Origin of the sequence: Paenibacillus sp. MY03 (assembly GCF_002165585.1) — a bacterium.
Classification (GTDB): domain Bacteria; phylum Bacillota; class Bacilli; order Paenibacillales; family Paenibacillaceae; genus Pristimantibacillus; species Pristimantibacillus agaridevorans.
This window is the reverse complement of the sequence record NZ_MXQD01000021.1, coordinates 19,534-31,195: the sequence shown is the minus strand read 5'-3', so window position 1 is coordinate 31,195 and position 11,662 is coordinate 19,534. Positions and strand designations below refer to the sequence as shown.

Genomic DNA, 11,662 nt, shown 5'->3' with positions numbered 1-11,662 from the left:
ACATGTAAGGGTTGAGAAGGGAGGTGATGTCCACGTTATGAACCATCTGACAATGACGGCAGCCGCTGCCGCTCTGTTCTTGCTGTTTTCTTATATCATAGGCAATCTGCTCGATATCGTTCATGACAGGCGTAGATTGCGAAATCGTCTGACTTACGAATCGCCCCGAAGCCTGCGCCGGCTGCTCATGCGGGAGTTTACCCTATATGTGCGGCTGCGGGAGCATTGTGCCCTGTTGCTGGAGACGCTGCGGCTAAAGATGACGGCTGATCTGTTTCTGGGGGCTTCGTTTATTCTGCTGCTGATGGGGGTCTCGCTTGGAGGCATGTTTTTCCAAAGTTTGAAGGGCACGCTGCTCTTCGGGGTTCTTGTCGGCGTCGCGCCTTACGCCTTGCTCCGGGGACTGCTTATCCACCGCCGGATGCAGGCGCAGCTGGACTTCCTGCCAGCCGTGGAGCTGTTCTATCAATGTTATCTTGTCACGGGAGAACGTCATGTCCGGACGGCGCTGCAGCGCGCGATCGAAGAGAAGCGGCTGCTCGGTCCCATGCAGGCGGTGTTCGAGCAGCTGTACCGGAATCTGTCCGTGCGGGGAGACGACGAGAGGTCGCTGCGGCTTTTGGCGGGATCGCTGGGACATGTGTGGGCGGATTACTTCGCAAACATTATGCGGGTCGCTTTGACGGAAGGCGTGACGGTGACGGACGGTTTGCGCGAGCTGCTGGGCGACATGCGCAAGGCGCGGCGTTCCAACGAGCAGGAGCGTCATCGGCTGCTGGAGATTAGAATCGCCAACTTCACGCCGGTGTTGTTCCTGGCTTTGTTCGTCGGCATCAACATCAAGTACAACCCGGAGAACGCCTATTATTACTATTTGTTCGATCCGCAGGGGAAGGATATGCTGCTGAACGCGCTGCTGCTGATCTTCGCGTCGTTCCTGATGGGACTATGGTTATCTCGCAAAAAGATGTAAGAGGGAAGGAGGGCTCCCCATGTTCGAGCAAGCGGAGCAGGGAATTCGGCTGGCCCTGATAACGGGACAGCTGTTATTCGCGGCCGTTGCCATATACGCGCTGTTGTCATTGCTGCCGAGAAAGGCTCCTCGCTGGAGCAGGCTGGCGTTTCTGTCCTGGAGAGCAGCCCCGCCACCGGCCGGCTGGCTGAGATTGTTGCTGATCAGCAGGGACTCCCACGCATTTAGAGAGCGGGAGCTGCTGCTTGCCTCATGCGGCGTGACGGTCGATCCCGCTTGGTATATGCTTGCGCGCTTCGCCGGCAGCGGGATCTTGATCGTGGCGACGCTCGCGTCAGCAGCCATGCTGGGCGTAAATGTGATGTCGCCTGCAGTCCAACTGGCTGTCGGAATTCCGGCATTGCTTGTCGGTTTGCTCGCGTTGGACCGAATGTGGCTTAGAACGATCGGCAAGCTGCGTTCGCTTCAGATGACGAAGGAGATCTACACGATAAGCAATCAGCTTCTGTATTTGGCCGATTCGTCGCTTCATATCCATGCCAAGCTGACTCGCTGCATTCCTTTCACAAAGACGATGCGCGGCGATATGGAGCGGCTGCTGGCGGAGTGGTATCATGATCCGGCTTCGGCTCTTCAGCGATTTAAGACCAGGCTCGGAACGGATGACGGGATGAGCTTCGTGGAGACGCTGGATGCGCTGCGGCTGCATGAGAGCCGCGAATATTACGAGCTGCTCCGCGTAAGGATCGAGGATTACAAGGACAAGCTGGAGCTTGCCAAGGAAGGACGCAAGGAATCCACCTCGTACGTGTTGTTTCTGCTGGCAGGCATTCCGATTCTTTATACGTTCCAGGTTTTTATATTTCCATGGGTCAAGGAAGGACAGAAGCTGTTCGAATCTCTTGGCTAGAGCGGAGAACGGCAAATAATGAAGGAGGTGAGAATGAATGCGCAATATTCTGATGACGGTCATGATGCTCGTAGTCGTAATCGTATTGTTCAACTCGATCATCGCTCAAGATACGACGGGCACGAGAAGCCAAGTGCAATCGCAAGGCAACGCCGCGAATACAAGAATCAGCCAGTTGCTTCCTTAAATGACTATCGGGTCTGGCCGGGTTTGAGAAGGAGGCGGTTCCGCATAAAGAAGCCGTCTCTGTTTGTTCATTCCCGGAATGAAACATGCCGCGACGCCAGTGGATGGCGACAGCCGTTTCACCTTGGGAGGTGCAATCCATGCGCGCATTGTTATTATCCATGTTATTGCTTGTGACCGTATTGCTGGTCTATTCGGCGGTTGCCGAAGGAGAGGACGGCATGAGGTCGCAGACAAATGAAGCGGGCGCATCCATCAGCGATTATATAAGGGGGATGAGTCCGTGAAGCAATTGCTGCTCTTCGTGCTGTTCGCGGCGATGCTGTGCTGGATGATGTTCTCGCCAATCTACAAGCATGTCGTCATTGTTCGGCAAGCGGTGCTGCAGCAAGAGCTCGATTATTTGCTGGAGGTTGGCGCGAGCGGTACATACGGCTATATTAGCGCCGCGATGCTGCAGCAGTCGGCCGACCGGCTGGAACGCCTGGGACTGGAACGCGACGCGATCGAATACACCGCTGAGACGACCAGCGGCGTGTCCGCCGCCAACCCAGGCTCGCCCGTGCCAAGGGGGACGGGCATAACGCTCGCGATCAGCTATCCGTTCGAGAACTTGTTTATGATCGATGCGCTGATCGGCCTGTCCCCCATAGCGCCGGAAACGCGGATGCGGGCTTTCGGGATGAAAATGAGCGAGTACGTGCCGTAACCCGGCAAGTGCTTTAATTGGCGCTGTCAGTGAATTTGGCAATACTATTGTATTTGGCTCTACCAGTGAATGAAAGGAGGAAGCCGCCTTGTACAAGCTGCTGCTGATCATGATGATGATGGCCGTCTGGATGGCGGTTCATCTCATGGGGGTTGAAGAGGAATTAGCGATGAAAACATTGTCCCAAAGCAAACGGGCGATCAATCGGGCAGCGCATGCCGCTGCTCAGCAGCTTGACAAGGAAGCGCTCGGCAATGGCGAGCTTCGCATCGATCCGCAGACTGCCGCCGAGACGGCCATGAATTATTTAGGCGGCAACCTGCTGGTGGACGGCGAGGGCGTGCCCTTGAACACTTCCATACTGCGTGAGCCGATTGAAGTGCTCGTATTCGATATTGTTAACGGAGACCAAACGTTTCCGTATGTCTACCGCAATGATGAACATCAATTCGAAGCCGTCCTGCGTAAGCCCGGCGTCGTCCTGATCGTCAAAGTTGTTTACCCCAGAGCGTTCCGCGTGCTTGAGCCGATCGAGTGGGAAATAAGGGGAGCCGCCGAACTGGTGGCAGGGTAATTATAGATCGTATTGCTTGATCGTCGCGTCGTAACCGGTATCCACCGGATCTTGAATTAACAATCCCCTTGTCAGATCGCGTTTCATAGCCAGAGTGAACTCCTCCTTATCGTAGCAAACCTACCCGTTGCGCCACCTCATTAAGCCTTCGCTTTTACCTACTTCCTATACACTATCCCTTACATCACATCCTGTTTAAATATAGACTATGCGATTCTTAAATCCAGGTGATACTTCGTAAGAATGGAGCATGTTAAATCTACTTGTGAAACTAGCATACTAAAGATACAAGAGCGTACAAAGGGGAAAGTATACGATCTATGATTCGATGTCGCTGAATGCGAGGGGAAGGTTATTGAAAACGGTCACAATTCTCGACGTTGCCAAATTGGTCGAGGCTTCGCCGGCAACAGTCTCGCGTGTTCTTAGCGGAAGCGACTACCCCGTCAGCGAAGCGATGCGAGAGAAGATCAAGAAAGCTGCCAAGCAGCTGAATTATACGCCTAATCTGGTAGGACGCCAGTTGAAAACAAATACCTCCATGACAATCGGCATAATCGTTCCTTCGATAAGCAATCCCTTTTATTCCGAAGTCGTTCTGGGAATGGAGGAGATAGCTCGACAGAAGGGTTACCACGTCCTGTTATGCAACTCGCATCAGGATATCGAGCTGGAGAAAAACTATTTTAAAACCCTGCTGGAAAATCAGGTGAGAGGGGTTATTATATCATCGATTTCCCAAGAGACCGGCGTGCTGACCGAGTATAGCGAAAAAGGCGGCTGCGTTATTTCCATCGATCAGGCGCAAGAAAACCCAACCGTGTTTCAAGTTAACTATGACTACAGAAGAGGCGGCTATATGGCTGTTCAACACTTGCTTGAACTGGGCCATCGCCGAATCGCATACGTGACCGCTCCGCTTGATCGTCCCAGCCGTCTCGGGATTTATAAGGGATATCAGGATGCCATGAGAGAATACGAGGCTAATGTTTCAGAAGAGTTGGTGCGCGTAGCGGATAAACAAGAGGGCCGCTATTATGATGGCAAATATGAATTTAATAACGGCAAAAAACTGGCAAAACAATTGTTGGAGCTATCGCCGGATAAACGTCCGACCGCGATCTTGGCCTGCAATGATTCCACTGCGATGGGCGTCATGTATGAACTTCGCGAGCAAGGCGTACGCGTTCCGGACGATATGTCGGTCATGGGATTCGATAATGTGGATCTGTCCATTATGACGGCCCCTCCTCTGACTACCATTGAACATCCCAAGGCTGAGATGGGAAAGTTTGCTTGCAATATGCTTTTCCAGGTGCTGGAGGGCGATGCCGGCAACATTCAGGAAATTATGCTTCAGCCCAAGCTTGTTCTTCGCCAATCTACACAATCCATTTCATTGCGATAGAATCTATCGCTTCTTTTTTTCAAGTGACAGAAAACGTTTTCTGTTTATTTCTTTTCGGGAGGTGATGCCGAGTTTTACCGGATTTAATACAGAGTATCCTCTTTGCAACGATTCACCAATGCAGGTCCACCATCAAAGGGAGGTAGAGTCATGTTGTTAAACAGAAAATGGGTATCCGGTATTGTCGTTTGTACAGCGTTCAGCATGCTGCTGGCATGCAGCAACAAAGCAGGCTCAAGTGACGCGGTCGCAACGAAGGAGCCAAGCAAGGTAACGGAAGGAAGTCAATCGGAGCCTTATAAGCTGCCATTCGTGGAACCAGGGACTGCGACTTTGAGAGTGGCAAGCGGCGATAATCTGTATGCGCCGAATAGTTACGCGCAAGGCACGGCCGTTTGGGATGAATTCGAGAAGCTGACCGGCGTCAAGATTGAATGGGAAGTGTTTCCGAATTCTCAATATGTGGAGTCCATGGGCGTGCGATTGGCTGCGGCTAGAAATTTGCCAGACATATTCCGCTTGGTCGACAGCCCCGTCAAGACGGCCAGTGACGGACTTATTATGCCGCTTAACGATTTAATTGCCGAACATGCTCCTAATATTCAGCAACTGTTCAAGGACAATCCCGATATGGAGCGAATGATGACCGCCCCTGACGGCAATATTTATTCGATTCATTCCAATTCGGCTGGAGCCTATATGGCGGATCCCTTCGGCATATTGATCCGCAAGGACTGGCTTGACGAGCTTGGGCTGAAAGAACCGGAAACGCTGGACCAATGGTACGAGGTATTGAAGGCGTTCAAAACGGGAGATCCGAATAAAAACGGCAAGCCTGATGAAATACCGATCTCCCCGGAATATTCGCTGAAGGGGCTAGGATTATTCGGCAGCGCGATGGGACTCCATTTATTCGTATACAGCGACGGTTATTATCCTAATAAGTCGGAAGTGATTGAATATCATTGGATCAAGGATGAAGCAAAAACATTTATCGAGTGGCTGAACAAGCTTTACAGCGAAGGTCTGATCGATCCGAATTTCATGAATAACAGCTATGAACAGATCGATTCCGGCATTTCGAGAGATTTAATCGGCACTACCGTACATTTCGTCAACAATGTTAACCGATTTAATGGAATGCAGAAGGACGCTGGAGTAGCAGCCGATTGGGTCATTACGAACCCGCCAAGCGGTCCCGGTCACGAGCCCTTCTATGAGCTTGGAGCTCCTCTGGGCTCCGGATGGGCGATATCGAAGGATGCGAAGGATCCGGTACTGGCGATGAAATGGCTGGATTATATTTATGCCAGCGAAGCCGGCAATCGACTTGTGACATTCGGAATCGAAGGCGTCAGCTATGAAATGAAGGACGGAAAACCGCAATTTACCGATTGGACCTCCAAGCATCCCGACGGGTTGTCCTTTAACGAGGCGTTAAGATCGCTCGGTGCGATGCCGAACATGCCATGGCTGCGAATGATGGACGGTCCGTTCTCGCTGCAACCGCAAGCGATTCTGGATAAGGATCCAGCTTTATCTGCGCAAGTGAGCAAGGTGAAGGAGTATCTTGTACCTTCCAATCCCGTTATTCTGGATACGCCTGAGGAGGCTGAGGAACTGGCTCGGTTAAATTCCGAAGTCGAAACGTATGTATCTGAGACGCTGCTAAAATTTGTAACGGGACAAACGCCGATCGATTGGGAGAAGTTCGTGAGCACAACGAAAGCGTTGGGCATGGATCGTATATTGGAAATTAAACAACAGAAATACGAACGTTACTTAAATCAATAATTCCATGTCGGCCGGTTCCCGGGATAATGCGACATTCCACTCTCTGTCTGAGAACCGGCCTTTCCATTGCTTCATAACTCTGTAAAGAGGTGTGCGCCGATGTTTTATCAAGCGATTAAGGCTTTGAACCGTGACAAGTTTTTGCTTGTGCTGACTATGCCGGTACTGATCTATTTTGTTATCTTCCACTATGTGCCGATGTACGGGATCATTATTGCTTTCAAGCAATTCCGGCCATTGGACGGCATTCTGGGCAGCAGTTGGGCTGGCGTTCAGAACTTTCAATTGTTTTTTGATTCTATCTATTTCTGGAGATTGTTGAAAAATACGCTGCTGATCAGCATATATTCTTTATTCTGGGGCTTTCCGGCTCCTATTATATTCGCTCTGCTGCTGAACGAGTTGAAGAACCGCTATTTCAAACGGATGGTACAAACAATCAGCTATTTGCCCCATTTTATTTCGATTGTTGTGATCGCGGGCATGATTGTTACGTTTACGAATCCGTTGGACGGCATAATCAATCTCGCGCTAGTCAAGCTGGGTTTCGCCCCTATCGGGTTTCTTAATGACCCGGATTGGTTCAGGACAATCTTCGTTTCATCCGGCATTTGGCAAACCTTCGGATGGGGCTCCATTATTTATTTGGCCGCTATAGCGGGCATAAATCCCCAACTATATGAGGCGGCGGAGATTGACGGAGCCAACCGGTGGAAAAAAGTGATGCATATTACGTTGCCAAGTATTATTCCGACCATCATTATTTTGTTAATTCTTAATGTAGGCAATCTGATGGATGTAGGTTTCGAGAAGGTGCTTCTGCTCTATAATCCAGCGACTTACGAAACGGCGGACGTCATTGGGACTTTTGTTTATCGACGGGGCATTCTGAATTCCGATTTCAGCTTCGCAGCGGCGGTCAACTTGTTTAATAACGTCATTAATATTATTTTGTTGGTCAGTGTCAACAGGATCAGCCGCAAAGTTTCGGAGACATCGTTATGGTAGGAGGAACGCGAGCGGTGAAAATTCGTCAATCAGCCAGTGAACGGGCGGCGGACGTTCTCGTGTATGCAGTCATGTTGTTTATTATTTGCATCACGTTGTATCCGTTTCTGTATGTACTGAGTATGTCGATCAGCAAGCCGATTCACGTCGTGGAGCAGTCGGTCTGGTTATTCCCGAAAGGGTTGTCGTTCTCGGCGTATGACCGTATATTCGATAGTCCGGAAGTTTGGACATCGTATTCGAATACCTTTTTCTACACGGTTGCAGGGATGATGCTTAATGTGATCATGACGTCGCTGGCAGCTTACCCGCTGTCGAGAAAAGGTTTTTTTCTGAGAAAATATATGATGATGTTTATTGTTGTCACGATGTTTTTCGGCGGCGGGATTATTCCGATGTTCATCTTGATGCAGGATCTCGGTATCTACAATACAAGATGGGCGATTCTGCTTCCGACAGCAGCAAGCGCGTTCTTGATCATTATTGCGCGCACATTTTTTCAAACGATACCGGAGAGCTTGCATGAATCTGCGAAATTGGATGGAGCTAACGATATTACGATTTTGACCACAATCGTGTTGCCTTTATCCAAACCGATACTGGCCGTGCTAACGTTGTTTTATGCAGTCAATCATTGGAACAGCTTTTTCCCTGCGCTTATGTATTTGCCCAATCCGTCACTGCAGCCTTTATCGTTGTATCTGATGAAGATATTGGTCCAGGGTCAAGAAGTGATGGTGGAAGGCATGATTGATTCCTATGACCGGACGTTGCATTCCATTCAGATTAAATACGCAATGATTATTGTTACCGTACTGCCGATTGTGAGTGTCTATCCCTTTCTGCAGAAGTACTTCGTGCAAGGAGTCATGATCGGTTCGCTTAAAGAGTGAAAACGGAAAGAGGGAGGACAGCTATGAAAAGTTATGCGATCGTAGGCGCCGGGGCAAGAGCCCGTTATATGTTTGCCAAGCCGATTGCTTTCCAGTGGCATGCGACGGCAAGGTTGGTCGGGATTTACGATATCAACCCCGCCAGAGCGAATTTGTTGAGTCAGGAATGCGGAGGGATACCTGTATATGATTCGTTCGACGCGATGCTGTCAGGCTCCAGACCGGATGTCGTCATTGTCGCTACCGTCGACAGCAGTCATCATGAATATATTATTCGTGCGCTCGAATCTGGCTTCGACTGCATTACCGAGAAACCGATGACGATCGATGCGGAGAAGTGCCGCGCCATTCTGGAGGCTGAACGCAGAACGGGGAAGAAGGTTCGCGTCACCTTTAACGCGCGTTTCAATCCTTACACCGCCCGAATAAAGGAGTTGCTGAACAAAGGCGCTATCGGAGACGTTACGCATATCCACTTCGAGTGGAATCTGGATCATAGCCATGGGGCCGATTATTTCCGCAGATGGCATAGAAGGATGGAGAACAGCGGGGGGCTGCTGGTTCATAAATCAACGCATCACTTCGACTTGATTAACTGGTGGCTTGGCAAGGAGCCGGAGGAGGTATTCGCTTACGGCCGCAGGGCGTTCTATGGAGCGACGAGAGAGGAGCGGGGCGAACGTTGCTTGACTTGCGCTTACCAATCTACCTGCGAGTTTTATTACGATATGGAAAGCGACCAATTTGCCAACTCCTATTATTTGGGGGCGGAGCAGGAGGACGGTTATGTCCGTGACCAATGCGTGTTCGGGGATGACATCACGATCTACGATTCGATGTCGTTGAATGTGAGGTACGAGGACGCCGTCACCTTAAATTATTCGTTGATTGCCTACAGCCCGTACGAAGGTTGGCGCGCGGTGATTCACGGGACGAAGGGGCGAATGGAGGCCGAGGTGTATACAAGCGGCGAACGCGCGGGCAAGCCGTTCCAGCAGCTTCATGTCTACGACCATAGAGGCAATGTCGAGATTCACCGAATCAAGAAGCTGGAGGGCGGACATGGCGGCAGCGACGTCAAGCTTCAGCGTATGATGTTCGTGCCGGACCAGCCCGATCCCTTGGGGCAACAGGCGGATTCCCGGGCAGGAGCAATGTCGTTAGCTGTGGGAGTTGCGGCGAACCTGTCCATCTCGAACAATCGTCACGTTCGAATCGGCGAGCTTCTGGTGGTGGACGGACCGTGTTGATCTCCGAGCTGGAATCGTATCGACTGAGGATATACCAGGTCAAGGAACAGTGGAAACGCCATGTGTATGAACGATCGGAGCATGCTTTCCGTGCCGGGGAGGATCAAAGGGATCTCGTTGAGACGGAGGAGCAATTAATAGCCAGGCAAGCTGCCATACGCGCCGGGTTTCTGCAATGCATCGGTGGACTGCCGTCATCCGATTCACCACTATTGCCCAAGGAATGCGGCATTCTGCAGCAACAAGGATTTCGGATTGAAAAGGTTGTTTTTCAGTCGCGTCCCGGCATATGGGTTACATGCAATGTGTATGTCCCGGACGGGCGCGTCGAGCCGGGACCGGCAGTATTATTTCTATGCGGGCATCACGAAGAAGCGAAACATGCGGAGGAATATCAGTCTGTATGCCGGCAACTGGTTCATGCAGGACTTGTTGTTCTCGCCATGGATCCTGTCGGACAAGGCGAACGCGTGCAGCATGCCGACGGCAAGGGAGGTTCCTTAATCGGAATCGGCGTAAGGGAACATGATTATTTGGGCAGCCAATGCCTTCCGCTGGGGGACAGCCTGGCGCGATATTTTGTCCACGATGCGATGCGGGCTATTGATTATCTGATCACGAGATCCGATGTGGATGCGGGGCGTATCGGAGTCACCGGCAATTCGGGCGGCGGAACGCAGACGGCCATGGTGATGATGGCGGATTCGCGCATCGCGGCCGCGGCTCCAGCCACATTCATTATGAGCCGCCAATCGTTTATGTATGCGGGAAGATGTCAGGATGCGGAGCAAATCTGGCCGGGCTTCACGGCCATGGGGTTCGATCACGAGGATATATTGCTGGCGATTGCTCCCAAGCCGTTGCTTGTATTGGCCGTTTCTTACGATTTTTTCCCTATTGAGGGAACGCTCCGCACATTTGATAGGGTGAAGCGGTTCTGGGAGAAGTACGGCAAGCTGGACCAAATGCAGCTGTACGTGGACGACTCTGTTCATGCGTATACGCCGGCCTTGGGGGAAGCAGCCGCGAATTTTTTTCTGCATCATCTTGGCGGAAGACGACTGGCAGCCGCAGATCCTCCTTTGAATGCGAGCGTGGACGCCTCGAAGCTGTTATGTACGGACTCGGGACAAGTGATGAACGAGTCTCGCTTCGAAGCGCCGGCAAGAAGCGTGCATGACGAAATTGCCGACAGGTCGAAAGCGATTCGCAAGAAGAGAGAGTCTGCCGTATCTATGAGGGAAATCGGCTTGCGATGGCTGGAAGGGAAGGTTTGCGCCAACAGGAGACCCGTGCCGTTCCGACCCAGATGTTTTATGCATCGCGATTCGGTTGAAGAACTGGAGTTTTATAATGCTCTCTGGTGGTCGCAAGAGGGAATATTCAACCACGGGTTTGTTTTTAAGAAGCAAGGACGGGGGGAAGAGAGAGTACCTGCTACGATTGCCGTATGGGATGGAGGCACGCATCAGCTTCAGCGGCATTGGGATTGGATCGCGAGAACATGCCGATCCGGCAGGAACGTCATTGTACTGGATACGACGGGATCGGGACCGTTGGAGCCGCATTTGATCGATAATAAAGATCCGTTGGATTTCTACGAAATTATGCATAAGCTGTCTATCGACTCCTTCTGGCTTGGAGACAGTCTTGCCGCCTTGCGTACGTATGACGTACTTCGGGCGCTGGAAGCTGTAGGGACGCTGCCGGGAATCGACGGCCAGCACATTCAGCTTTACGCATCGGGAAGACATGGCTTATATGTTCAATTGGCTTCCGCAATAAGATCGGATTTCCCCGCTTGGGAATGGGAGGGCTCGATGGACAGCATCTCCTCGTGGGTGGAGAACCCGCATTATGACTCCAGGGATATTCTGAGCATTGTATTGCCGGGTATGCTGCGATACTTTGACCTTCCCGATCTGAGAAGGTGGAGCAGGCTTCAATAACGATGACC

At 51.3% G+C, this 11,662-nt stretch carries 12 protein-coding genes; all 12 read left to right on the top strand.

Features of this window, described 5'->3' with window-relative positions; genetic code table 11:
* Positions 1–37: 37 nt before the first annotated feature.
* Complete coding sequence (locus tag B1748_RS19155) at positions 38–973, top strand: type II secretion system F family protein (RefSeq protein WP_087569547.1); 936 nt, start codon at positions 38–40, stop codon at positions 971–973.
* 19 nt (positions 974–992) lie between these two features.
* On the top strand, positions 993–1,883 hold the full coding sequence (locus B1748_RS19150) for a hypothetical protein (RefSeq protein WP_087569546.1): 891 nt from the start codon (positions 993–995) through the stop codon (positions 1,881–1,883).
* A gap of 37 nt (positions 1,884–1,920) precedes the next feature.
* Positions 1,921–2,070 carry a hypothetical protein gene (locus B1748_RS36890; RefSeq protein WP_179215673.1) on the top strand — a complete coding sequence of 50 codons (150 nt, stop codon included), beginning with the start codon at positions 1,921–1,923 and terminating at the stop codon, positions 2,068–2,070.
* Positions 2,071–2,209: 139 nt separating this feature from the next.
* Complete coding sequence (locus tag B1748_RS36885) at positions 2,210–2,356, top strand: hypothetical protein (RefSeq protein WP_179215672.1); 147 nt, start codon at positions 2,210–2,212, stop codon at positions 2,354–2,356.
* The gene (locus B1748_RS19145; protein WP_087569545.1) at positions 2,353–2,778 is read left to right on the top strand and encodes a hypothetical protein; all 426 of its coding nucleotides are present in this window, start codon (positions 2,353–2,355) and stop codon (positions 2,776–2,778) included. The genes B1748_RS36885 and B1748_RS19145 overlap by 4 nt, the downstream gene beginning before the upstream one ends.
* An 88-nt stretch (positions 2,779–2,866) precedes the next feature.
* Positions 2,867–3,352 (top strand): hypothetical protein, encoded by a 486-nt coding sequence (locus B1748_RS19140; RefSeq protein ID WP_087569544.1) that lies wholly within the window; start codon positions 2,867–2,869, stop codon positions 3,350–3,352.
* Between the two features lie 355 nt (positions 3,353–3,707).
* Positions 3,708–4,760 (top strand): LacI family DNA-binding transcriptional regulator, encoded by a 1,053-nt coding sequence (locus B1748_RS19135; RefSeq protein ID WP_256975773.1) that lies wholly within the window; start codon positions 3,708–3,710, stop codon positions 4,758–4,760.
* Between the two features lie 150 nt (positions 4,761–4,910).
* Positions 4,911–6,554, top strand: a complete 1,644-nt coding sequence (locus tag B1748_RS19130; RefSeq protein ID WP_087569542.1) for an extracellular solute-binding protein — start codon at positions 4,911–4,913, stop codon at positions 6,552–6,554.
* Positions 6,555–6,653: 99 nt separating this feature from the next.
* Positions 6,654–7,562 carry an ABC transporter permease gene (locus B1748_RS19125; protein WP_087569541.1) on the top strand — a complete coding sequence of 303 codons (909 nt, stop codon included), beginning with the start codon at positions 6,654–6,656 and terminating at the stop codon, positions 7,560–7,562.
* 14 nt (positions 7,563–7,576) lie between these two features.
* A complete protein-coding gene (locus tag B1748_RS19120; protein WP_256975772.1) occupies positions 7,577–8,455 on the top strand; it encodes a carbohydrate ABC transporter permease in 879 nt (292 codons plus the stop codon).
* Positions 8,456–8,478: 23 nt separating this feature from the next.
* Complete coding sequence (locus tag B1748_RS19115; RefSeq protein ID WP_087569540.1) at positions 8,479–9,705, top strand: Gfo/Idh/MocA family protein; 1,227 nt, start codon at positions 8,479–8,481, stop codon at positions 9,703–9,705.
* Positions 9,699–11,654, top strand: coding sequence for an alpha/beta hydrolase family protein (locus B1748_RS19110; RefSeq protein ID WP_087569539.1), 1,956 nt, complete (start codon positions 9,699–9,701; stop codon positions 11,652–11,654). The genes B1748_RS19115 and B1748_RS19110 overlap by 7 nt, the downstream gene beginning before the upstream one ends.
* The last annotated feature ends 8 nt before the right edge of the window (positions 11,655–11,662 follow it).